The sequence below is a fragment of the Erwinia tasmaniensis Et1/99 genome, from assembly GCF_000026185.1.
Classification (GTDB): Bacteria; Pseudomonadota; Gammaproteobacteria; order Enterobacterales; family Enterobacteriaceae; genus Erwinia; species Erwinia tasmaniensis.
Genome location: NC_010694.1, coordinates 2710785 through 2734554, shown reverse-complemented (window position 1 = coordinate 2734554; position 23770 = coordinate 2710785). Strand labels below are relative to the sequence as shown.

The 23770-nt window shown below is 50.5% G+C and carries 25 protein-coding genes and 1 pseudogene; 18 read left to right on the top strand and 8 right to left on the bottom strand.

Annotated elements, in window-relative coordinates; all coding sequences use genetic code 11:
* From ETA_RS13305 to ETA_RS13290, 4 genes are all read left to right on the top strand, one after another.
* Positions 1 to 2829 carry a TOPRIM and DUF927 domain-containing protein gene (locus tag ETA_RS13305; protein ID WP_012442135.1) on the top strand — a complete coding sequence of 943 codons (2829 nt, stop codon included), beginning with the start codon at positions 1 to 3 and terminating at the stop codon, positions 2827 to 2829.
* Between the two features lie 488 nt (positions 2830 to 3317).
* Positions 3318 to 3893 carry a tail assembly protein gene (locus ETA_RS13300; RefSeq protein WP_012442134.1) on the top strand — a complete coding sequence of 192 codons (576 nt, stop codon included), beginning with the start codon at positions 3318 to 3320 and terminating at the stop codon, positions 3891 to 3893.
* Positions 3894 to 4030: 137 nt separating this feature from the next.
* Complete coding sequence (locus ETA_RS13295) at positions 4031 to 4621, top strand: hypothetical protein (RefSeq protein WP_012442133.1); 591 nt, start codon at positions 4031 to 4033, stop codon at positions 4619 to 4621.
* A gap of 148 nt (positions 4622 to 4769) precedes the next feature.
* Entirely contained in the window at positions 4770 to 4958 is a 189-nt protein-coding gene (locus ETA_RS13290) for a hypothetical protein (RefSeq protein ID WP_042959053.1), read from the top strand.
* A 78-nt stretch (positions 4959 to 5036) separates the two neighbouring features.
* Here ETA_RS13290 and ETA_RS13285 read toward each other — a convergent pair whose 3' ends face one another.
* Entirely contained in the window at positions 5037 to 5468 is a 432-nt protein-coding gene (locus ETA_RS13285; RefSeq protein ID WP_042959052.1) for a hypothetical protein, read from the bottom strand.
* 65 nt (positions 5469 to 5533) lie between these two features.
* Positions 5534 to 5908 carry a hypothetical protein gene (locus ETA_RS13280; RefSeq protein ID WP_012442131.1) on the bottom strand — a complete coding sequence of 125 codons (375 nt, stop codon included), beginning with the start codon at positions 5906 to 5908 and terminating at the stop codon, positions 5534 to 5536.
* Between the two features lie 417 nt (positions 5909 to 6325).
* Between ETA_RS13280 and ETA_RS18710 the strand changes: the two genes are divergently transcribed.
* From ETA_RS18710 to ETA_RS13265, 4 genes are all read left to right on the top strand, one after another.
* A complete protein-coding gene (locus ETA_RS18710) occupies positions 6326 to 6529 on the top strand; it encodes an Arm DNA-binding domain-containing protein (protein ID WP_049778759.1) in 204 nt (67 codons plus the stop codon).
* 151 nt (positions 6530 to 6680) lie between these two features.
* On the top strand, positions 6681 to 6869 hold the full coding sequence (locus ETA_RS18705; RefSeq protein ID WP_049778758.1) for a phage integrase central domain-containing protein: 189 nt from the start codon (positions 6681 to 6683) through the stop codon (positions 6867 to 6869).
* A 356-nt stretch (positions 6870 to 7225) separates the two neighbouring features.
* Complete coding sequence (locus tag ETA_RS13270; protein WP_012442130.1) at positions 7226 to 7582, top strand: putative periplasmic lipoprotein; 357 nt, start codon at positions 7226 to 7228, stop codon at positions 7580 to 7582.
* A 43-nt stretch (positions 7583 to 7625) separates the two neighbouring features.
* On the top strand, positions 7626 to 8765 hold the full coding sequence (locus ETA_RS13265; RefSeq protein WP_012442129.1) for a hypothetical protein: 1140 nt from the start codon (positions 7626 to 7628) through the stop codon (positions 8763 to 8765).
* A 114-nt stretch (positions 8766 to 8879) separates the two neighbouring features.
* Here ETA_RS13265 and ETA_RS19340 read toward each other — a convergent pair.
* Positions 8880 to 9567 (bottom strand): annotated as a pseudogene (locus ETA_RS19340) (integrase core domain-containing protein); the annotation flags it as partial.
* A gap of 123 nt (positions 9568 to 9690) precedes the next feature.
* Between ETA_RS19340 and pilV the strand changes: the two are divergent.
* A complete protein-coding gene (gene pilV, locus ETA_RS20715) occupies positions 9691 to 10098 on the top strand; it encodes a shufflon system plasmid conjugative transfer pilus tip adhesin PilV (RefSeq protein WP_083772848.1) in 408 nt (135 codons plus the stop codon).
* Here pilV and ETA_RS13250 read toward each other — a convergent pair.
* Entirely contained in the window at positions 10090 to 11016 is a 927-nt protein-coding gene (locus ETA_RS13250) for a LysR family transcriptional regulator (RefSeq protein ID WP_012442127.1), read from the bottom strand. The two genes, pilV and ETA_RS13250, sit on opposite strands and share 9 nt — an antisense overlap.
* A 191-nt stretch (positions 11017 to 11207) precedes the next feature.
* Between ETA_RS13250 and ETA_RS13245 the strand changes: the two genes are divergently transcribed.
* From ETA_RS13245 to ETA_RS13210, 8 genes are read left to right on the top strand one after another with little or no spacing between them, the layout of a single operon-like run.
* A complete protein-coding gene (locus ETA_RS13245; protein WP_012442126.1) occupies positions 11208 to 11819 on the top strand; it encodes a hypothetical protein in 612 nt (203 codons plus the stop codon).
* Between the two features lie 10 nt (positions 11820 to 11829).
* On the top strand, positions 11830 to 12606 hold the full coding sequence (locus ETA_RS13240) for an AfsA-related hotdog domain-containing protein (protein ID WP_012442125.1): 777 nt from the start codon (positions 11830 to 11832) through the stop codon (positions 12604 to 12606).
* Positions 12599 to 13432 (top strand): hypothetical protein, encoded by an 834-nt coding sequence (locus tag ETA_RS13235; RefSeq protein ID WP_042959048.1) that lies wholly within the window; start codon positions 12599 to 12601, stop codon positions 13430 to 13432. The genes ETA_RS13240 and ETA_RS13235 overlap by 8 nt, the downstream gene beginning before the upstream one ends.
* Positions 13433 to 13440: 8 nt before the next feature.
* Positions 13441 to 13665 carry a tautomerase family protein gene (locus ETA_RS13230; protein ID WP_012442123.1) on the top strand — a complete coding sequence of 75 codons (225 nt, stop codon included), beginning with the start codon at positions 13441 to 13443 and terminating at the stop codon, positions 13663 to 13665.
* Between the two features lie 3 nt (positions 13666 to 13668).
* Positions 13669 to 14319, top strand: coding sequence for an HAD family hydrolase (locus ETA_RS13225; protein WP_012442122.1), 651 nt, complete (start codon positions 13669 to 13671; stop codon positions 14317 to 14319).
* 20 nt (positions 14320 to 14339) lie between these two features.
* Positions 14340 to 15554: an MFS transporter gene (locus tag ETA_RS13220; protein WP_042959046.1), complete on the top strand. Its 1215-nt coding sequence runs from the start codon at positions 14340 to 14342 to the stop codon at positions 15552 to 15554.
* Positions 15547 to 15960, top strand: a complete 414-nt coding sequence (locus ETA_RS13215) for a carboxymuconolactone decarboxylase family protein (protein ID WP_012442120.1) — start codon at positions 15547 to 15549, stop codon at positions 15958 to 15960. Before ETA_RS13220 ends, ETA_RS13215 begins: the two co-directional genes overlap by 8 nt.
* On the top strand, positions 15957 to 17141 hold the full coding sequence (locus ETA_RS13210; RefSeq protein WP_012442119.1) for an acetyl-CoA C-acetyltransferase: 1185 nt from the start codon (positions 15957 to 15959) through the stop codon (positions 17139 to 17141). Before ETA_RS13215 ends, ETA_RS13210 begins: the two co-directional genes overlap by 4 nt.
* 67 nt (positions 17142 to 17208) lie before the next feature.
* On the opposite strand, the gene ETA_RS13205 is transcribed toward ETA_RS13210, so the two are convergent.
* Complete coding sequence (locus ETA_RS13205; protein ID WP_012442118.1) at positions 17209 to 18207, bottom strand: aldo/keto reductase; 999 nt, start codon at positions 18205 to 18207, stop codon at positions 17209 to 17211.
* Positions 18208 to 19688: 1481 nt separating this feature from the next.
* Here ETA_RS13205 and ETA_RS13190 point away from each other — a divergent pair.
* On the top strand, positions 19689 to 20582 hold the full coding sequence (locus ETA_RS13190) for a LysR family transcriptional regulator (protein WP_012442116.1): 894 nt from the start codon (positions 19689 to 19691) through the stop codon (positions 20580 to 20582).
* Positions 20583 to 20616: 34 nt separating this feature from the next.
* Here ETA_RS13190 and ETA_RS13185 read toward each other — a convergent pair whose 3' ends face one another.
* From ETA_RS13185 to ETA_RS13175, 3 genes are all read right to left on the bottom strand, one after another.
* Positions 20617 to 21606 (bottom strand): aldo/keto reductase, encoded by a 990-nt coding sequence (locus ETA_RS13185; protein WP_012442115.1) that lies wholly within the window; start codon positions 21604 to 21606, stop codon positions 20617 to 20619.
* A 26-nt stretch (positions 21607 to 21632) separates the two neighbouring features.
* Complete coding sequence (locus tag ETA_RS13180) at positions 21633 to 22484, bottom strand: aldo/keto reductase (protein WP_012442114.1); 852 nt, start codon at positions 22482 to 22484, stop codon at positions 21633 to 21635.
* 130 nt (positions 22485 to 22614) lie between these two features.
* Positions 22615 to 23670, bottom strand: a complete 1056-nt coding sequence (locus ETA_RS13175) for an alpha/beta hydrolase (RefSeq protein ID WP_407919833.1) — start codon at positions 23668 to 23670, stop codon at positions 22615 to 22617.
* Positions 23671 to 23770: the final 100 nt, after the last annotated feature.

Genomic DNA, 23770 nt, shown 5'->3' with positions numbered 1-23770 from the left:
ATGCGAAATATTGACTTAATCCGCGAAGTGACCGCCGCCGCCGCAGGGCGCTGGCCCGGCGTGCTGGCTATGACGGGTATCACCGTTCCCCGCTCACCCCGGCAGCATTCCGAATGCCCGGCGTGCGGCGGTACGGATCGCTTTCGCTTTGACGATGGCGGGCGCGGTTCCCATATCTGCAATCAGTGCGGGGCGGGTGACGGGCTTGACCTTGTGGCAAAGGTGAACGACTGCGACACCACCGAAGCGGCGCGGCTGGTGGCTGATGCGCTGGGTATTGATTACCGGGCGGCAGAAACCGACAGCGAAGCAGCCAGCCAGAGGCGGGCGCAGGCGGCAACAGAACGCCAGCAGCGGGAGCAGGAGCGCCAGCGGCAGGCCGCGGCAGACGAGGCGGCACGGCGGGCAAACTTTGCCCGTCACTATCAGACGCTGGCAGAGCAGGCGCAGCCGGGCGAAAGCGAATACCTGATAACAAAAGGGCTGAATGGCTTCACCTTCCCGATGCTTTCTGACGGGCGGCTGTTGCTGGCGCTGGCGAACCTGTCCGGCACGGTCACCGCCGCGCAGACCATTACCGCCGCTGGCGCAAAAAAGCTGGTGGCGGGTTCGGAAAAGCGTGGCGCATATCACGCCGTCAACGCACCAGAAGCACCGCAGAGCATAGTGATTGCCGAAGGGCTGGCAACCGCATTAACGGCGCACCTGATACGCCCTGACGCGCTGGCGGTGGCGGCGGTGGATGCGGGCAACCTGCTGCCCGTAGCGGAGGCAATGCGCCAGCAGCACCCGCAGGCGAAAATCATTATTGCCGCCGATAACGACCACCAGCAAGGAGGCTCCGAAACTGGAGTCTCCAACACCGGGAAAGAGGCAGCGGAGAAAGCCGCCCTGTCCGTGGCGGGATGGGTATCAATCCCCCCGACAGACCATAAGGCAGACTGGAACGACCACCACCAGCAAAACGGGCTGGAGGCCGCTACAGCCGCTTTTAACGATTCGCTGTACCAGCCGCAGGGGGAAAGCATGACGGACGAGCAGAGCGGCGCAGAGGACGGCAATAACACGGCACGGGATCCAGCCAGCCACACTAAGGTTAAGCTAAGGAAACCGGGAGGGGTGGATAGCGATAAAGACCCGCTCAAGCCGCGCACTGAAAGCCGCAGTGACGGCGTTTTCTGGATAACCCCGAAGGTGGACAATGAGAGCGGCAAGATTATCAACAATGAGTCGTGGCTGTGTTCCCCGCTGGAGGTTATCGGCATCGGACGCGACGACAAAGACCAGTTTTTAATCATCAAATGGTTCCCGGCGGGAGCCAGCGCCAGTACCACGCAGGCCATCCCCCTTGCCGATATCGGAGAGCGCGAAGGCTGGCGCGTCCTGAAGGCCGGAGGGGTGAACATCACCACCAAGCCCGCAATGCGGGCCACCCTTGCCGACTGGCTACAGCGCAGCGGTTCCCGTGAGCTGTGGCGCGTGGCACAGGCTACGGGCTGGCAGTGCGGCGCGTACATTATGCCGGACGGTGAGATTATCGGTTCCCCCGATATGCCCGTACTGTTTAACGGCAGGAGTTCAGCCGCAGCGGGCTACACCTGCAAGGGAACGGCGGCAGAATGGCGGGACAGCGTGGCAAGGCTGGCGGGCGGCAACTGGTCAATGATGACGGGGATCGGCGCGGCGCTGGCGGCCCCGCTAATCGGACTGGCGGGCGCTGACGGGTTCGGCCTTCACTTTTACGAGCAGTCGAGCGCGGGCAAAACCACCACGGCAAACGCCGCCGCCAGCCTGTACGGTAATCCTGACCTGCTGCGCCTGACGTGGTACGGCACGGCGCTGGGGCTGGCAAACGAGGCCGCCGCCCACAATGACGCGCTGATGCCGCTGGATGAAGTCGGACAGGGAGCCGATCCGCGCAGCGTGGCGCAGTCCGCTTATGCGCTGTTTAACGGCGTGGGGAAATTGCAGGGCGCGAAGGAAGGCGGCAACCGGGATTTAAAGCGCTGGCGCACCGTGGCAATCAGCACCGGGGAAATGGACTTGGAAACCTTTATCGCCAGCACCGGACAGAAGATAAAGGCCGGGCAGCTGGTGCGCCTGCTGAATATCCCGCTAAGCAAGGCGGCAGAGTTCCACGAACACCGGAACGGCAAGCAGCACGCCGACGCGCTGAAAGATGCCTTTATGCGTCACCACGGCGCGGCAGGCCGGGCGTGGGTTAAGTGGCTGGCAGACCACCAGCAGCAGGCCGTTGACGCCGTGAGGGAGGCCGAAAGCCGCTGGCGCTCGCTTATCCCGGCTGACTACGGGGAGCAGGTACACAGGGTAGCCGCACGGTTCGCCATTCTGGAAGCCGCGCTGATACTGGGCGGCGTGGTCACCGGATGGGACGCGCAAACGTGCCGGGATGCGGTACAGCACAGCTATAACGCATGGGTAAGGGAGTTCGGAACCGGGAACAAGGAGCACCAGCAGATCATCGCCCAGGCTGAAGCATTTCTTAACGCCCATGGCCTGAGCCGTTACGCCCCGTTCCCGTATGACCCGGCAGCGCTGCCAATCCGCGACCTTGCAGGCTACCGGACAAAAGGCGGGCATGAGCACGACCCGATAACCTTCTATACCTTCCCCGCCGCCTTTGAGGGGGAGATAGCGAGAGGCTTTAACGCGAAACAGTTTGCGGAGGTGCTGAAAAGCGCCGGGATGCTCACCCCGCCCAGCAGTGACAGAGGTTATCAGAGGAAGTCACCGCGCATCGACGGACGGCAGTACCGGGTTTACGTGCTCAACTATTTACCGGACGAGGAGAGCCAGCCAGAGGAATAATTTTTTCTCACATACGTAGTTAAGGTGTTGGTTCAGTTGGTTCAGTTGGTTCAATTTGTAAAGATTGTTGTTTTATAAGGTTTTTATTTCTGAATCTGAACCAACACTGAACCAACAAAAGCCTGTTTTGAACCAACAACGGACAAAGAGGAATTTTCTCATGGCTGGCAGTGAACCAACAAAACGCCCCGCTGAACCAACAAAAAAAGCGCCGTGTTGGTTCAGTAATCGGGTTAAAAGTCCTTTAAAAACAGACATCTTTACAAACTGAACCAACTGAACCAACTGAACCAACTGAACCAACACCCTTTTGCTTATATAGAGAGAAAAAACATCCCTCATACATTAAGAAATCGACATTAGCAAAACTGATAATCGTTTAATTAGTCAACGAAAACCACGAAAAGTAAGGATAATAAGTAATGACCCCGAACACGCCAAACCATGCCAACCCGAAGCCAGAAGCACAGTTACACACCGATGAAGTAATGACCAGAATAGAGTTAAGCGGCGCACTCGGTAAGCTATTTGGTAAAACGCACCACCGCCTTATACGCACCACTCATGAAGCAGCGCGGGCGCTGTCAGTAACTATTGACGGCTTTGAAAAATACATGCTAAGCAGTAAAAGGCGCGGCCTTACTTATGCCGTTTTCAAAGGAAAGAAAAACATAGGCCTGGATGATTTAGGTTATCCGGTTAATGGCGAAGTTATCAGAATTGTACCTGTCATAATGGGTAGCAAAAGAGCCGGAATGCTTCAAACGATATTGGGTGCGGCGTTAATCGCTGCGTCAATTTGGGCACCCGGCATTAGTATAGCGACCAGCAACTTAATGTTTGCTGCTGGCGCATCCCTTACAGCGGGCGGTGTAATACAGATGCTATCACCACAGACTGCCGGACTAGCCAGCAAGCAGGATGCGGATAACAAGGCTTCTTACGCGTTCGGTGGGGTTACCAACACGGCAGCGCAGGGTTATCCGGTAGCGCTTGCATATGGTAAGCCCCGCATTGGCGGCGCAATAATTTCAGCGGGTATCTATGTTGAGGATAAAGTGTGATGTGAACATTTTACCGCCATTGATGTGCGAAACCATTCGCAGACCCTACCCACGCAGGCACGGATCGCACTGCGCACGGGTAGCCGTTCAGCGATAAACGCATATTATTTCGTATTCAAAATGACGGAGTGGAAGCCATGCGCGAACAAACCCGAAGCTATACCACGGCACAACCCCGCCTGACGCTGGCACACCTGAAGGCTATCCGGCAGAGGTTCAGTAAGGGGGCGAAGGCGCTACAGCTGGCAACCCGTGCCGGAGAAATGCGCTTTCACCTGGGCGGCAGTAGCTACACGGCAACCATCGGCGGCAGGGTATTACCGCTCCGAACCACCAGCACACGGGCGGGCTATGGCGTGCGGCACTGGTACTTATGCCCTCACTGCCATAACCGTGCGGCAGTACTGTTTATCGGTAAGCGTGATTTAGCCTGTAGAAAGTGCTGGGGGCTTCACTACGCCAGCCAGAGCGAAGACCGGTTAGCCAGAATGCGGCGCAGCCTTTTTAAGCAGCGGGCGGCGATATGGGGCGACTATGCGCCCGCGTACAGCCTGTTTAACGACTGCGCCCTTTTTCCCAAGCCTGCTGGCATGAGGTGGGAAACGTTCAGCCGGAAGGTTCTACACCTGCAACGGAGCGAACAGGCGTACTACAGGGCATTCAGTCCGGTAGTGGATAAGATAATGGGGGCGGTTGAGCGCAGGACAGGCGCGGCGGGGGCAGGTTAAACGTTCAGGGCTTCCCGCCGTCAGTACCGCCGCCTTACCTTTTTTCGCACAGCCGCAGGTTAGAAACCTTTTTTGGGAGTGGAAAGGTTATATCGCGCACTACATATCAACAGATTACTGCAAATAACCTACAGCGAAGGGTAACCCCATGACAGACCGCCAGACGCTTGAGTTAGCCGTATTACAGATGGCACGTCAGAGCGGGGAACCGCTGGACAGGTACACCCTTTACACCGTGAGGAACGGTATCAGAAACGCACTGGCGGCGAGTGAGCGACATCACCAGAGAATGAGCGCCCCGGCCTACCAGTGGAAGAAGCCAGCGCCGCGCAGGTGATACGGAAACATCCCGCATGTTAATACCGGGGATCCCCGGTTTTATAGTTTTGCGACAAGTACGGGGCGCGGTCAGTATTCAGGCAATTAGCGCCGCTGATATCCGGGATAAATTACCGCCCTGACGCTTCCACGCGCTGTAAATGTCCTTATCCCACGCCTTACCCGCCTTAGTCTGATATCCAGCCTCGTTAAGCCGTTCAGCAATGATACGCCCGTTGTCGAAGCCTTCCCGGATAGTGGCGGCAACAACTTGGATCGCCGCAGCCTCATTGTACGGGCGCGGCGGGATGCCCTGCTTACCCACTGCCAGCGCAGCCGCTGCTATTTCCATGCGTTCCACCAGTGCCAGCAAACGGCTATCGGCGTTACTGTCCGGCTGGTTCAGCTTGTGGCGAACGGCGTCAATCAGCCAGGCGGTTTTATCAGAACCGGACTCACTGACCGCAGAGGTGAAGGCATTAGCCAGTTCAGCAGGAACACGAAAGGTAACAGACAGGGATTTATTCACTACAACCACCAGCGGTAAGGGTTAAACGGCTATTTTACCATCGTAAGACAACGTAAGACAGGCGGTTAGTTATCAATCCGCACCGCTTCCCCGTCTATAGCCTCAACCTTGCCGCCTTCATCGCGTACTACCAGACAGGAACCGGGCAGGCCATACCGGGAGCAGTTACACCAGATACCTTTACCGTCACCGCTTTGTGTCGTGTCCTGTCTGCGCTCAAAGCTGGTGACCTTCTCTAACAGGCCATCTTTCACCATCGTTTCAAGCGTGCGCCGGGTAGATTCCAGATGGTGCCGGGTATCGAAGGAGTCCAGCCCGCAAACCAGATAGGCCAGCCCGGACACGTCAAACGGCGGCGGCCCAATCTCACCCGTCACCCATTCGAGGTTATCCGGCTGGTAGTAGCTCAATATCTCTTTTTTACGCGCTGTCATTCTCATGGCTGGCGGCATTCCTTAATGTATGAGGCATCTATCATACAATAAGAAACAGGCGGGTAGAATCAGGGTTAGGTCAGGGTAGGGATCTGCCTTATCGTGGAACTATGATAATAAGAACAAAAAACGTACTAAAGAGCGTGACACGAAAACATTTGGGGGTACATATGGGGGTATGTGATAAATATGTAAATTTTTTATTGTATATAAATCAGTGGTTTAATTGTTATTATTGAATCCTGTAGGGTACCAATTTTTCTTCTAGTAACATCCTTTCTAGTCTACTTTTCCCTTTCAAATCAGAATATAACACTTCTCTGTGGTCCAGCCTGGTCCAAGGTCACCTATTGCGTTCTTGTTCCGATTGGGGGGGGGGAGGATAGGGGGCATTGCTAGGTTCAATGAAATGGATGCCCCCATATGAAGTTGACAGCTCGACAAATTGACTCTGCTAAGCCTAAGGAAAAATCATACAAGCTTGCCGATGGTGGTGGGATATGTCTTGAGATTTTTCCAGATGAAACAATAGGTTGGTGGATTAAGTGTCGGATTGCAGGTAGAGAAAAACAGGTAGTCTTTGGCACCTATCCATTGTTTACCTTCGCTGAAGCAAGGATTAAATGATCTGAAGCTAAGAAACTCTTGTCAGAAGGTGGTGACCCAAGCCAGCAGAAACAGGATATAAAGGCCGCGAAGATTATGGCTGTCAGTAACAGTTTTGAACTGATTGCCATGAATATAAGAAACCTCCCGGTCAAAAGGTTATGCAGATGACATGCTGGAATACCTTAAAAAGGATGTTTGCCCACACATAGGTAAAAGACCTATTTCTGCAATAAATTTAAAAGAGATGCCCGATGTTCTTCCTAAGTTGGAAGATCGTGGTGTTCTCGATAAGCTGAAGAAAACTCGCCAAGCATGTCGTCAAATCTTCAGTTATGCAGTCATTTCTGGCGGAGCGTAATCCAGTATCAGATCTGGTAGGTGTTCTGAAAGTACCAAAACAAAAACATTTCCTCATCTTTCAGTAAATGATCTGGGTGAGTTTCAAAGGCACTTAGATAACGATTCGGGTAGTAAATCACTCAAATCGCTACTCATTTTCTCATGCTCACTGGACTCAGGATTATCGTAACGTTTACTAATTTCTATTGAAAGCTACACCCATCTTGGGGGCATTAGCAGGTTCAATGAAAGCGAGACCTCCCAAACGAAGCTCACCGCCACCGAAATCAAAGCCGCCAAACAGCACGAAATACAATAATTGCAATGTTAAAAATTATTGATAGGATGTTTCCGATTGTAATCGAAGGAAAAAATATGAATAAGTCAGTGGCATTGGCCGCGGTAGTCATGTTGCTAGCAGGATGTAGTTCACGTGTGGCAGATTTGACCGTAGCAAGCACCAAAAACTATAATCTGAACTCTAATAATTTCGTTAAAGGGGCGCGTGTTAAAGCAGAGGACTCTGCACCAGTAGTGCTCTTCCCTCTTGGCATTCCCAACGTTAAAACAGCTATAGACAGAGCAATCGAGAAGAATCGCTGTTCAGTCGCACTCTCCGATGTTGTAGTGACTCAATTCAACCACTCTTTCCTATTCGGAAAGTTTGGCTTCATTATTGAAGGCACCGAGATCATTGACCGTAGCCAGTCTGGTTGTGAAAACGCGAGTTAAAAGATAGCCACCTTTGAGTGGTTTTTTGCTATGAGGCAAGGAAATGAAAAAGACTATTTTGGCATGTTTTGTATCTGTATTTCTTTTGACAGGGTGTGGGCCAAAGGAGCTTTCTTCTGAAGATAAACAAAAAGTGGATCAACTGAAGGCGGAGTTATCACAAACAGAAAGTGAGATTTCGTCTGCAAATGTGACCAATCAGAACTACTCTGGCGGGTTGGTAAAGACTCTTATAAGCGCCAGAGTTGAAATTCTCAAGACTAACCAAGCACTAATTAAGCAGCGGATTGATGCTATTGAGTCAGGCGCAAAGATCACCATGGATGTCCCGGGGGCAAAGCCTGATGAGGCGACATCTGAGGCAATTAAGAGAGAAATGGATTCGTTAAATGCTCAGATCTCTCAGGCCAAAGCAGAAGCTAATCAATACAGCGGAGGCTTGGTTCTTGCGATGAAACTGGCGGCAATCGCAACTCAGGAGCAAACGTTGGCGATGCTTCAACAACGCTATTTGTCGGCCAAGTATGGACTTGCTAACGCAGTGCCGTCTGATTTAAAGCAAGGCAACTTTGCGGAAGCAAAGCAAAATGAGAAGTCAGCGCAGGCTAGCAACACTCGACCATTACTCCCACCGGGTGAGGGGCCATTCGGCCTTGAGTCAGGCTTAACAAAAAAGAATATCGAAGATATGACTGGTGAAGAGCTTAAGCCTGTTGAAAACGTACCGAACCTTTACATGTCACAATCGCTCCCGAAAAAAAACGCTGAATTTGAAGTTTATGGCCTAATGATTTCTCCTAAATCTGGCCTTTGTGAAATTAAAGCGTTGGGTAAAAGAATTGATACAGACAGCCATGGTCTCGCTCTTCGATCAAAATACAATGAGCTCTCAGATTCTCTGTCTTCAATCTATGGTAAGCCTGAAAACACCGACTTTTTACTTTCGGGCTCAATCTGGAAAGAACCTCAAGACTGGATGATGGGGCTGAACAAAAATGAGCGCTTCCTCTCTACTCGATGGAAAGCGGCGCCTACAGCACCTTTTAAAAACAACCTCAAATCTGTATTTATGGAAGCAAGGGCCAAGGGCCCAAGTGAGGTCTATATTTTCCTACAGTACGACTTCAATAACATAGGCGCCTGCAACGCAGAGATCGAAGAAGCTAAGAAAAGCTATTTATAAATATTGACAATCAAAACGGCATCATACATTACTGATTGATTTGCTTAGTACACCTCGCTCCGGCGAGGTTTTTTATGAGCAAAATACTCCATCAAACTGTAGTCCCTCCGTTTTTTAGTACCACTTCCAGTTAGGATCTCCGGCCAACTTTTTCCTCGCGTAAATAACTTGAGACATCCCACCCAGTGAACTGTGCGGGCGTTCTTCGTTATATTCACTACGCCACTGTTCAGTTAAAAAGCGAAATTCTGACAGAGAGCGGAAAAATACATATCCAGTATTTCTGTTCGCAGCATTTTATTAAACCGTTCGATAAAGCCGTTCTGCATTGGCCTGTCCGACTGAATAAAATCGAGTATTATGCCGTTAAGTTCTGCCCATTTTGTTAACGTCGCCGCTGTGAACTCCGGGCCGTTATTGCTGCGAATACAATCGGATAAGCTCTTTCTTCGCTCAGACGTTCCAGAACCCGAACGACACGATGAGCTGGTATGTTTCAATCAACATCAATTGCCAGTGCCTCCCGATTGAAATCCTCCACTACGTTGAATAGACGGAACCTCCGCCCGTCCGTCAGGGCATCGCTCATAAAATCAACTGACCAGCAATGATTCGTATTAACCGGAACAGTAAGAGGCTGTGGATGTCGATTGGGTAAACGTTTTTGCCCTTGCGGCGGAAGTTTAGCTTTAGCAGGCGATACACCCGTTAAAACCGCTCGCATTCCCCCCCTCCCTGACTGAGGTAACTTCCTGAACATCAGGCCAAAACCATACGCCGGATACCGCTCCGCCATATTTTGCTTTCCAGTTGTAATAGCTGACTTCTGAAACAGCGTTTCATGGCAGACGTCTTTCACATACCTGCCCCTTTCAACCTCTTAAGAACCCGCAGGATCTGAGACTCAGTGAAACGCGCTTTCTTCATGATGAGCCTTTATTTGTTGTATTTTAATCAGAGAACCCTATCAGGCGGTAAGACGAAATTCAGGGGGACTTCACGTCGGCCGGTTGCGTTTTGCCGATTCACAGGCAGGCGCGCATGTGACGGAATGACTGTCAGAAAGGTTGCGTCAGAGAGCTTCAGACGCGGACGGGGGGCGATCTGGAACGGGAATAGGGCGGTGGGTGCCTTTGCCGGGCCGCTTTCGGCTGGCGCTGACGTCACCTCCGGGGGGAGCATTTCGGTAAAGAGAAACCTGAACGCGGGCGATGGCATCACGGCAAATAATGACATCCGCAGCAATAAACGGATGGACCATCACCCGGGGTGGCTGAACGAGACGCATGGAGGTGATTTTTATATGTCGCGATCTTCCCCAACTCTACTCTGACAAATTGTTACGACATAACGCGTCCTGAGCATTCAGGATGTTTTCTCGCTTTTCATTAAGTCGGGTAGCCGCGTAGACATCGATATTCAGCTTTGACGATTCGTGATCGGTCAGTTCCCGGTAGCATAGCCCTTCCTGATTGAATGTGCACTTTGATTGCGGCATCAGGGCAACCCCCTTGCCCCGGGCGATGTGAGTGAGCATAACCAATGAGTCGTCTGGCTCTTTGACCCGCTTAAGCGGAAACCTGAGCCGATCGAAATAGCTTTCACACTTATCGTAGAAGGCGGGATTGGCGCTTCTTGCAAACCAGAAGAGCGGTAAATCACGGATATCTTCCAGCGAGACTTTTTCTTTCAGGCTAGCAGGATGCATAGCCGGCATCGCCATTAACAGCGGTTCGCGGTAGACCCAGCGGAACTGAACGATATTTTCATGACCTGTGCCTTTTTCGCCGGTCAACACAAGATCAAGCGTGTTTTTTGACAGGCAATGAAGCAGCTGCGCCGATGTCAGGTTGGGTGTTTCAACATCATTGCTGACATCCAGTTTATTAAGCTGCTCATTAATAGATTCTATCAGCTCAAAATTCAGCGTACGGGTGAGACCAATACGCAGAATTTTCTTGGAGGAAGGTGCAACCATTTTCATTTCGCTAAGCTCCTGAAGGAGCTTCTCTGCCCTGATAACCAGTTCGCGACCAGCCTCTGTCAGACTGACCTCGTGCGTGCTGCGGCTGAACAGCTGTATCTCCAAAACAGCTTCCAGACACTTTATCTGACGGGTCAGGGGAGGTTGAGTCATCCTGAGCCGTTCTGCGGCTCTGCGGAAGTTCAGCTCATGTGCGACAGCGAGAAAGCACTGAAGCTGCTTAACGCTGGGGAGGTTGTTGCTGATCAAATTTTCTGCAATTGCCATGAATTTCACCCTGTTAATCGAAAGACTATTCTATCTTATTTATACGTACAGATATAACACGGAAGCTCATTTCAGAAAAAGGCTCGTTTGCAGTAATACAAAATTTATATTACATATTTAACAATTCCATCTAATTCACAGATTGATAACTTACATACGAAACCTAATCCAACATTTTTCCGGAGATAATAATGTCATCTAACTATGTTCTGGTATCTCGATTCCCATTAAAAAATACTGTTTCGGTTGATGCTTTTTCGTCATTAAAAAGTACTGAAAGCACGCGCTATTATTTTTGTGAAGAGCAGGGTGTAAATGAATTGCTGGAACTTCGTTCGTTTAACGACATTAAAGAATTATCATGGGTGGAAGAAGAGATAGGATCTATGTTCTATCAGTTTGCTGACGTTATTTCAGCGGATATTCGCAGAGAGCTGCTGAAATTTGTCGAGTCACCTATCGACAGTAAGAAAAATCTCCCTGAGACACAATATATTCAGCTGCGCCATGTTGAAGTTCCTGCACACAATTATCAGCAGTATCGCCAGTGGCGCGATGAAACGATCTTTAACGTTGTAAGAGACAATAAAGACAAGATCGAAAGCTTTGAAGCCTTCCACTCGCTCATCAGTGGCGTGCCAGGTGTGATGTTCATTTCTGCTTTCAACGGCGATAAAGAAACCTATAAAGAAGCGTTTACCAATGCACGCTACCAGGAAATCATTCAGCAGGCAGGTGATAACTATATTACCGGAGGTAACGAAGGCCTCTATACCCGTATATATCGCGCTTGTTGTTGCTGAGGAGTACGCCATGAACTGTAAGAAACTGGTTGTTGTCGGCGATAAATTCAATGAATTCGCAAATGGAAAAGATGTCCTGACTATTACTCAGTTGGAGCTGTTAACGCAAATCCCTGCAAACATCATCGATAAAGAGCATGAAATTATTATCGGGCAGGGCGTGCGTAAAGATTTTGCCGGGAAAGTGATTTCAAATCAGCCGAGAAATACTATTCACGGCAATAAACTAAAAATGTGTTCTCTTGAAAAGCTTGTTAACGATAAAAAGAATGAATATTGCCATAAACGTCTGGAGCACAATGTTCTGATAGGTCCTGCTGAACAGATTGAGCAGAACAGTAATCTTTTTGCTATGCCGCTGTTGATCGATGAGCGCTGTGAACTCATGGCCGATCATCAGACCGGTCAGCATATTCAGGGAATGCTCCTGGTAGAAGCTAGCCGTCAGGCGTTTATCGCCATTACTGAAGAGTTTACCTACAAGCAGGAAACGGGCCGTTATTACGTCATTAACAGTATGGCGATAAACTTTTCGAGCTTCCTTTTTCCTTTACCAGCGCAGGTTCATTTTGAGTACCTTGAGAAGGACGTTAACGAACGCCGTGGTCGTTTCAAAGCGCAGGTGCGCGTAATGCAGCATAAGACGCTTTGCGCCAGCATGGACGTCTCCTTCACCGTATACCCTTCAGGGCTGATTTCTGAGAAGGAGAAATCGCTGTCTGAGATGGCTATGCAGGCAATGATAGTAGAGCATCAGGGCACGACCCTTAAGGTAACGCATGCCTGAATTAAGCAGTCAGAAATACCGTTTGACTGCTACCACGCAGGGGCCGCTTTACCCCCCTGCGGAGGTAATGGATCAGGATGGTAACTTTGTCGTGGTAGGTATGGTGCCAGGAGACAACGGTCTGGCATGGCGCAGAGTGATTGTGGCGGCAGATAGCCCGCTTCCGGGTTTTGGAGACACGGCACCCTACAAAATATTGCGTGATATCGATTGCATGTCACAGGCAGAGCTGAAGGACGTGATCTTGCATACCCTCCCGCTGCCGGTACCGCTGAATAATTACGGCATGCTGTTCGCACCAGAGCAGCGGCCACAAGCTAATACCGAAAGGCGGCCCAGCCTGCCTTTGCATGAAGGATACATCGCAGATTACCGCAGCAGTGACGGTAAACGTCAGATCCCGCCTGTCACGCTGGAAAAATGGTTGCGCGCTGAAGGCAGTCTCGAAGTGTGTCTGTCAGAAAACAGTCGACGTGCGCTGTTCCGGTTCACATTTCGCAACTTGGTTCCCGACAGTGTTTATACCGTAATGAGCCTGCGTGAGCAGGATCTGGCAACGGACAATCCAAGCCGTCCGGGTCCGCTGGGTATACCTAACGTATTTATCACCGACCACGATGGCAATGCGAATTATTGGGCGGAATTACCCGATCCGTTCCCGGCACATGAACGCAATGGCAATCGGGTAATTAACGTGGTTGTCCTTTATATGAGTTCCCGCCAGAGCTACGGGGGCGCAATTGGATTATATGGGCTGGGTGGTGATATCCATGCTCATTTGAAATTGAAAAGCCGCTCATTCGATGAATTAATTACCGTAAAGTGAGAAAAAAAATGCCATTTGTACATATCACGACCTGGCCTGCTAAAGACGAAGGCGACATGCTCAGGCTACATGAAGACATTACTTATGCCGTGCATAAAAACACCGGAGCACCGCTGGATAAAATTTCTGTAGTGATTTCTGAAATACAGCCTTCACGCTGGTCTGATGCAGGTATTCCCGGCGATGACAAAGATTTTCCGGTAAAAAGCCGAAGAAAGAGTTATGAGGAGTGAATTTTGCAGAAATCAGCCGCATTTTTTGATGTCGACGAAACCCTTATAACGATGAAAAGTATGTTTGATTTTTACGGATTCTGGTGTCGTGAAAATAATGAAATGAGCGCGCTTGAACGTTATATGACGCAGTTTAAGGAAGAAGTTAAAAAAGGGAAGTGTCGCGAGTATTTGAACAGAGAGTATTACCGACAGTTCTCTGGGGTCAGTTATAAAAAACTGGAGGAGGCGGGTGAAAAATGGTTCCGTTCAAAGTCAGTCAAAACTCTATTTATCAACAGTGCCGTCGCAGCCCTTAGGCAGCATCAGGCGGAAAACAGACTGACTATCTTTGTTTCAGGGTCAATGCGTCCTGTACTTGCGCCGGTTGCCCGATACCTGGGTGTCACGGAGATTCTCTGTGCCCCTCTGGAACTCACAGAGTCAGGAACACTGACGGGTGAAATAGGCACGCCGCAGACCATTGGTGGTGGCAAGCGAGAGGCACTTATTGCGTTCTGTCGCGGAAAAGAAATCAGTCCTGAAGATTGCTATGCCTATGGGGACGATCTCTCCGATATTCCCATGCTGGAATCCGTCGGCCACCCGATTTGCGTAGGAAAGAAATCAGCGCTTGCCAGCCATGCGATTCACCAGCACTGGCCCGTTATTTAAATCATTTTAGAGGTATAAATATGAACGCAGAAAGCTCTCAGCAGGATATGACCATAAGGTCGTGGCTTGCCCTTTTTATTCTGGCTCTTTCAACGTTTACGATCGTCACTACAGAGCTGGCACCTGTTGGCCTGCTGACGCCAATCGCAAAAGGCCTGAATGCGTCTGAATCAGCAGTGGGTATGACGGTCTCACTGTATGCATGGGTAGGTGCACTGAGCGCACTTTTTGCATCAGTATTTTTGGGCAATGTGGCCAAGAAGCGGCTGATGCTTACGCTCACCGTGATCCTTTTCCTGTCTAACGTACTTGCCGCGACGGTGAGCACTTACACGGTGCTGCTGGCTGCACGCGTGCTGGGAGCGCTGGCTCACGGTGCATTCTGGGCAATGATTGGAGCAACGGCCGTTTCCATTGTGCCGGCAAGGTATATTGGTGCCGCAACCTCAATCGTATTTGGTGGCGTATCGGCAGCCAGTGTGTTTGGCGTGCCGGTTTCAAACTATATTGGCATTCACTTCGGCTGGCGACAGGCATTCTGGCTGATGGCGGTACTCAGCGTGGTGGCATTTGCCGGTATCAGCGTGCTGATACCAGAGATCACCAAAAAAAGCGCGATTGGCTTTGGGGCGCTTAAAGGCGTACTGAAATCTTCGGCGCTGTGGAAAATCTATTCTGCTACGCTGCTCGCTGTCACCGCGCACTTTGCTGCCTTTACGTACATTGAGCCCTGGCTGCACACGCAGCATTCACTGGCCACATCTGTTATTCCTGCTGTGCTGTTTGTGTACGGTATTGCGGGACTTGCCGGCAATTTCCTGACCGGCGTGGTGATTGATAAATATCTCAAAGCGACAGTTTCCATTTCAGTGTTGCTCATTTGCGCGGTGCTGGTATTCCTGGGAACATCCGGGGCAGCGCTTTCAGGCATTGCTGTCTTCATCGCAATGGGTATCTGGGGTGTGGCTGTCTCCGGGATCTTTGTGGGCTTCCAGACGTGGGTCCTGCGCCTGGCTGGAGATAAAACCTTCCCTGCTTCTGCGGTTTACGTTTCATTTTTCAACACTGCTATCGGTATCGGCGCCTCTGCCGGTGCGTGGATGGTATCCGAATTCTCTGTTCCGATGCTCTACGTCGTAGCCGGCGTGGCCATCGGACTCTCAGTTCTGCTCGTGGCGGCTATCCCGACGCGCGTGGCGTCTGCACAAAACGTCCTGGAGAAATCTTATGAGTGAAGCTAGCGATCTGACCCGTTATGGAAAAGACATTATGGACCGCCTTGAACCCGGTCTTGCCGATAAAGTCACAGGACGCCTGGCTGAACTTGATCCTTCATTACCGACCCTGATCACCGACTACGCGTTTGGTGCTGTGGTGGGACGCCCTGGCCTTGACCTCAAGACCCGTGAAATGCTGACAGTGGCATCGCTTGTCACGCTGGGTAATGCTATGCCGCAGTTGGAGCTGCATATGAGAGCTGCGCTTAATACCGGCGTCACGCCTGAGGAGTTACTGGAAATCGTGATTCAGATGGCGGTTTATGCAGGCGTTCCGGCCTGTATGAATGGCCTGACCGCCTATCGTGCCGCAATGGCGGCAACCGGGCATACACTACCCGGTCTGAAAGGAAAAAACGCATGAATGAAGTCGTGGTTGTTTCTGCAAGACGCACGGCAACCGGTGCATTTATGGGGGGACTGTCCGGGCTCTCCGCCGTTGCGCTGGGAAGTCATGTTATTCGTGCGCTTCTTGAAGAGTCCGGCGTCAAAGCAAGTGAGATTTCACAGGTCATTATGGGACAGGTATTGACCGCCGGCTGCGGTCAAAACCCCGCACGCCAGTCTGCACTGAAAGCCGGACTGCCTGTCGAAACACAGTGTATGACCATTAACAAAGTCTGCGGTTCGGGTCTGAAATCGATTCATCTGGGTATGCAGGCACTGCTCGCCGGAGAAGCAACGTTTGTGATTGCTGGCGGTCAGGAAAGCATGTCCAGTGCACCGCATATCCTGACATCGTCGCGTACTGGGACACGTCTCGGAAACAGCGAGATGAAAGACAGCCTGGTATCTGATGGGCTCTGGGATGCTTTTGATGATATCCACATGGGGGTTACTGCTGAGAACGTGGCGGATAAGTTTGGTATCACTCGTGAAATGCAGGACGAATTCGCGCTTTTATCTCATATGAAGGCAATCAGGGCGCAGGAGCAGGACGTGTTTGAGCGCGAAATTGTTCCTGTAGAGTGGCAGAACAGAAAGGGTGAAACTCAGAGGGTTGATACTGATGAAGGTCCGCGTCAGACCAGCATCGAAAAGCTCGAGAAACTCAAACCTGTATTCAGAAAGGGGGGCACAGTCACTGCGGGTAATGCCTCCTCACTTAACGACGGTGCCGCCGCTGTTCTTCTGTGCACCCGATGTACAGCAGAGGCACAGGGACTGCCGGTTCTGGCTTCTTTGGGAGAGTTCACCAACTCGGGTATCAAGCCGGCACTAATGGGTGCCGGTCCGATACAGGCAATCACAGACTGCCTTACTCGTTCAGGCTGGAAGCCTGAAGACATTGAACATCTCGAATCAAATGAAGCGTTTGCGGCTCAGGCTCTCGCAGTTATCGCTCAGACAGGCATTTCACCAGAGCGCATCAACCCTTACGGTGGTGCTATCGCGCTTGGTCATGCTATTGGATCGTCGGGATGCCGTATACTGGTCACTCTTGTACACGGTCTGATACGGACCAACGGTCAGCGCGGCATGGCTGCACTCTGTATTGGCGGTGGCGAAGGCGTCGCGTTGAGCGTCTACCGACAGAAAAGCTAAGGGGCAGCCGCCTTATCCAGAAATAAAAAAACCGGACATTGCCCGGTTTTTTTTATGAGTTCAGTACTCAGGCGTTAACGCCTTTCATGCCTTCCTCAGAGTAGCGGCCACCTTTTATCTCAACGTGCAGATGAATGTTGTTCAGCAGGATGATATCGGTTTCTTCCAGAACAATGTTGGCCGCCTGTGCATTTTCGGTCAGGTAACTGATGTGTTTGGTTCCTGGGATAGGCACAAGCTTTTCATACTGTGCAAGCAACCAGGCCAGCGCAATCTGACCCGTAGTGCAGCCGTATTTTTCCGCGAGCGGGGCGATAACGTCAAGCAGCTTAGCATTGTGATCCAGGCTCGACTGGATGAACCGCTCATTGTTTTTGCGGAAGTCACCTTCTGCAAAATCATTATTACTACGATATTTACCGGTCAGGAAGCCTCTTCCCAGAGGGGAGTAGGGAACCAGAGCAATACCCAACTCTTTCACTGCCGGCAGGATTTCCTGTTCAATATCGCGCGTCCACAGTGAATATTCGGTCTGTAGTGCTGTGAGCGGGTGTACGGCATGCGCCCGGTGCAGAGTAGCCGCAGAGACTTCACAAAGACCGATGTGGTTAATCTTGCCTTCTTTAACAAGACGGCTCAGGCATTCCATGCTCTCTTCGATGGGCGTTGCCTGACTGACCCGGTGCAGATAAAAAAGATCAATACGCTCAACGCCCAGTCTTTTGAGAGATTCATTACAGCAGCGGGTAATATAGTCAGGCCGGTTGTTGATGGTGCGGGCGTAGGATTCATCAGGCGATCGATCGATGCCGCACTTGGTGGCGATTTTGAACTGCTCACGAGTCGTCTTGTCAAGACCGGCAAGAAAATGGCCGATCAGACGTTCATTGTGGCCACGGCCATACAGGTTTGCGGTGTCGATGAAGGTGATATCGAGGTCAACGAGTTTATGTAATAGCTTCAGGGCGGTCTGATCGTCAGTCTGGCCATAAAACTCACTCAGTCCCATGGCACCATAACCAACAGAACTGACAGAGAGGGTTTGAGATAGATTTCGAGTATTCATAAGTTCTCCTTTATTAAACTGTCTGATTATTTCATTGATACTCCAATTGATGAATTGTCATTTTCGTTATGCAAAAAGAGTATCGGGATGAGTGTTGAGATAAATGGCATGGCTTCAATATCTATATTATCGGTATGACGCTGTCCGAGAACTATACGTGATGCCGCCTGCGAGGTATTTATAAAAAAAAGGGATCTGCAGCACATAATGCGCATAAAGTTACACCGTTTTAAGGGGGGGGGATTGGTGCGAAAACGTACGCTAAGTGATAGGAAGAAAAAATTAAAATTTTATTAAACAATGCTTTGTTCTGGCACCATGAGATAGCGATCACCCCCCATCTGTGTGAGATTCTGCGCCGGAAACTGGAATTTTACGCAACCCGCGTTGGCAGGGCCGCCACATAAACGACCGGTTGGATGGCAATGAATAAAACGACGATCCTGATGCTACAATCGGTCATATAACGCGTCATTTATTCTGCGTCATGCAGATCAGATGATATTTATCTTTGGTGATGAAATTTTATAGGATACCGGCGTAGTACCCAAAATTGACACATCTTTACTCTCCTTTCACTTAAAGGAGATTAAAGTCTTAACCATCACGCCTGTTCATGGTCAGGAAACTCCCAAAAAGTCGATTGGGTTGCCTAACCATCAAGACCGCCATCATGGAGACCATTTTTTACTTGTTCTGCTGCACTACAGACAATATGGGTTTGTATTCTATACGTTTTCATTTTTGTAAACGTGCTGAGCCCACATGCACTGACGTGCGTGATAATCCTTATCTTCTTTCCCATATGTTATTTCTGGTTGATTCGCGGCCATATCCATTTTCACTGTCGTAAAATGACGGTAAATTTTTTCCAGCCACCAATAACTCCCCCGTATGCCCTGACGGACTTCCGGGAGCATCAACTGGATGCCTCGGGTATCCAGGCAGGCGTGTAAGTATCCTCTCGAAGCGACCCATTCACTTTTAGAGATCTTCCGGCATACTGATTCTGCCAATGAAGGAGATCGCCATTTGCAAAGCACGATGGAAGTCCCCGCGAGAAAATGAGAGCGCCGCCAGAGTATGCCAGTCACTGTGTGAAATGATGATCATCACACCGACACAGGAAATCAGCTCGGGGAATGGAAGCTCGCCAGAAAATCGACACTCCATTATATGGGTTGTATAAGTCAGCCAATGCTCCAGGGCAAAGCATTGGTTGGCTTGAGAGGAGAACCGAAAACTTAGGGGGTAGGTTGGTGGCCCATGGCAAAAACGCTATTCACAACATGAAGACCAATACTTCCTGCCGCCCCAACAACGGTATTTTCATGATAAACCTCCTGATAATTAAGACTAATTTTCGACGAAGTTATAATATCAATTACCATTATTGCCAGTAATGGGGCTAAAATGTTTGTGTCTATGAACACCCTGCATGAGTTCGCTTTGGAGGGAATGCTTCTATAAGGAAATCTCCTATGCTTAAAGAAAACTTCAACGAACTCCAAATCTTTCTTGTGGTGGCAAGGGAGCGAAGTTTTACCAAGGCGGCTGGCAAACTCGGTGTCTCTCAGTCAGCCCTTAGCCATGCGCTGAAAGCGCTGGAAGAGCGGTTAAATATTCGCCTGCTGACCCGAACCACCCGAAGCGTCGCCCCTACAGAAGCGGGTGAGAGAATTATTGCCTGCCTTGAACCCCGTATTGCCGATCTTGAACAGGAGCTGGAATCACTTGTTCAACTGAACGGCCCAGCCTCCGGTAATATCCGATTATCTGCAGGGGAACATGCCGCGCGAAGTCTGGTATGGCCGAAGCTAAAGCCATTTTTAAGGGAATATCCGGAAATTAATGTCGAACTGGTGGTCGATAACGGCTTTGTCAATATTGTTGAGGGACGTTTTGACGCTGGGATCCGTCTGGGCGAAAGCGTGGATAAGGATATGATTGCCGTGAGAATTGGGCCGGACATGCGCATGGCTGTGGTCGGCGCACCGTCCTATTTTGCCGTTAACCCTGTGCCTGCAACACCACACGAGTTGCAAAATCATCGGTGCATCAACATGCGCCTGCCGACGGCTGGTGGTCTTTACCACTGGGAGTTCGAGAGAGAAGGGAAGCCGTTACGCGTTAGAGTTGAAGGTCAGGTGACGTTTAACCTACTGGCGGAACGAATTGATGCCGTTTTGTCAGGTTTTGGTATCGCCTGTGTTCCTGAGAATATGGTTCAGGATTATATAAAGTCGGGAGAGCTTGTTCAGGTTCTGCAGGACTGGTGTCCTCCTTTCTCCGGCTATTATCTTTACTACCCCAGCCGCAAGCAGCATCCACCCGCATTTGCGCTGATGATCGATGCGCTTCGATACTCGGAATAACGGGTCCGCAATTCGCTGTGGACCCGCATGAGTTTTAACGGCCTACACGAGCCTGGTGCTCTGGCGAGTAACGCTCGCCGACGATTTGTATCGTTTCAAGCGCCTGTGTTATTTGAAGCGAGTCATCCTGCGAAAGAATAATGTCCACAGCCCCCAGATTTTCCTCCAGCCGATGCAGTTTGGTGGTTCCCGGGATAGGAACAATCCATGGTTTTTGTGCCAGTAACCATGCCAGCGCGATTTGTGCAGAGGTCACGCCTTTTTCGGCTGCCAGCTCACCTAATAAAGATACCAGCTTTTCATTGGCTTCAATCGCTTGCGCGGCGAAACGCGGCACGGTGCTGCGGTAATCCTCCTTCCCAAAAGTCGTTCCTGATTTAATCGTTCCCGTCAGGAAGCCTTTGCCTAATGGACTGAAGGGGACAAAACCGATGCCCAGATCGTCCAACAATGGCAAAATTTCCTGCTCAGGCTCGCGCCACCACATGGAGTATTCGCTTTGCAGGGCAGTGACAGGCTGTACAGCATGCGCACGACGAATGGTTTGCGCACCCGCTTCGGACAGGCCAAAATGTTTGACCTTCCCTTCTCCTATCAGGTCTTTCACCGTTCCTGCAACATCTTCAATAGGAACATCTGGATCGACACGGTGTTGATACAGCAGGTCAATAACGTCTGTTTTGAGACGGCGTAATGATCCTTCAACGGCTTCACGGATATGCTCCGGACGACTGTTTAAAATCTGCTGCTTGTTATGATTGCCAAAGGTGAAACCAAATTTGGTCGCGATGACGACGCGATCGCGAAAGGGTTTCAGGGCTTCGCCGACAACGTCTTCATTCAAAAATGGGCCATACACTTCGGCAGTATCGAAGAACGTCACGCCACGTTCAACCGCAGCACGAATGAGTTCGATAGCCTGGCGCGTATCTGTCGCCGGGCCGTAGCCGTGGCTAAGCCCCATGCAACCGAATCCAAGGGACGAGACTTCCAGCCCGCATTTACCGAGATAACGTTTTTGCATTAGATGGATACCTCTTTGATGTCGGGTTAAACGTCAAGTTTGCGGCCAGTCAGCCACTCCACCCTCGCGGGATCACGATGAGAGAAGAATGCGCTGGTTGCGGTATCAATGGCTGAAATTTGCAGCATATCTTCAGAACTCAGTTCAAAATCGATAATGTTGATGTTCTCTGACATACGTTCTTTTCGCACCGATTTGGCCAGCGACACGATGCCACGCTGGAAGATCCACCGTAAAACAACCTGGCCCACGCTTTTGCCGTACTTCTGGCCGATCGCTGTTAACACGGGGTGCTGGAATAGACCATTTTTGCCTTCTGCAAACGGTGCCCAGGCTTCCGGCTGAACGCTACGGCTTTGCATCCAAGGAACGGCATGCAGTTGCTGATTAAAGGGGTTCACTTCAATCTGGTTTACCGCTGGGGCTACTTTATTAAAGGCGATAAGATCGGCCAGTCTGTCAGGATGGAAGTTGCTGACGCCAATGGCGCGAATTTTACCTGCCTGTTGCAGTTCTTCCATGGCACGCCAGGCACCATGGACATCACCGTAGGGTTGGTGAATCAGGTACAGGTCAATATAGTCCAGTTGCAGCCTGTTCAGTGAGCGCTCAAACTGTGCTTTGGCGCCTGCGTAATGAGTATCCTGCAGCCAAAGTTTGGTTGTTACAAAGAGTTCATGACGTGCGATACCGGTCTGTTTCAGTGCGCTTCCGACCTGGGTTTCATTCTGGTAAGACGCAGCGGTATCAATCAGGCGATAACCTGTTTCAATGGCATCAATAACGGCACGCTCGCATTCGGCGGTATCCGTCATCTGGAAGACACCAAAGCCCAGTAGCGGCATTTCAATACCGTTGTTCAATTTTACAGTTTGCATGACGTTATCCTTAATGGGGAGTAGGGAGAGCATAACGCAAAGTGATTAATTCGATTAGGTAGGGTAATTAAATAGGGTTTATTAGCAGGGCTCATTAATACTGGCTAAACTCTGCTTTTGCTTAACTTCACTACTGCAGATTTTTCTCTTGCAGGAACTGGCTAACCAAATCTGCAATCTGCACATTATTCAGATCGGAGAACGGGAAGTGGGTATTGCCTTTAATTCCCACCTCCGGCAAATGCGTCACCGTCACATCCCCGCCATGTTTATTTACCACGTCACGCCACTCACGAGCCATAGTCAGGCGGACTCGCCAGCTGTCCTGTGCGGGCATGGCTACTGGCTTATCAGGTATGTTATCGCCGTAGATAATCAGGATCGGAATTTTAGTCAGCGACATAAACTGTTCCATTGGAACAGGCTCACCTTTTAATGTGTCGAATGCGCTGGGCAATGGTGTCGGTAGTTCTTCCCTTGGGAAGACAAAACTGCTACCTGGCTCGAAGGCAACAATGGCTTTGACCTTGTCGTTTTTCATCGCGGTGTACCAGCCTGGTCCGCCGCCCTGAGAGTGGGTGAAGAGGATAGCCGGGCCGGATTTATCCAACACGGCGGACATGGCATCAGAAATCACGTTGACATCAAATGGCCCTGTGTTGGGGGTCATCTGGCGGAAATACTGGTTCAATGCTTCTTTATCGTGAGAGAACTGGACGCCTTTAAAATACTCCGGCCAGATACCAACGCGGAACTGATTAAACCACATCTGCTCATCCGGTTTCGGCGTAACGGTACTTTCTACTGTCGTGCGCCCGGCACCGCCACGACGGGGTTGATCGACAAGATAAGTGGAGAATCCACGGCGCAGGAATATGTTCTGGAATCCTTCGCGACCATCCGGTGTACTTTCCCAGGTATGAGAAAACTGGCCTGCGCCATGCAACATGACGATGGAGTATTTGTGAGGATCCTCAGGGATTTGATAGAACACAGACGCATGATCGCCATGATAAGTTTGACCAGCGGGTTCCAGCGGCTTCTTCGCGTCAAATTTCCCGGGGGCGGTGATGAGAGAGCCACCTGCGGCAAAGCTTCCTTGTTCCTTAATAACTAATGGCCCGGCATAGACAGACTGAGCCACCAGGCTACCTGCCATCATGCAGGTGGCCAGCCTTTTTCGCATCGTCGTCAAAATTGCGTCCTTTGTGATGTTTGCAGGTCAATAATATCTGAGTTGTCAGAGAGAATTGTATAGCCTCCATGACTGACCTTATTTGCCAGGT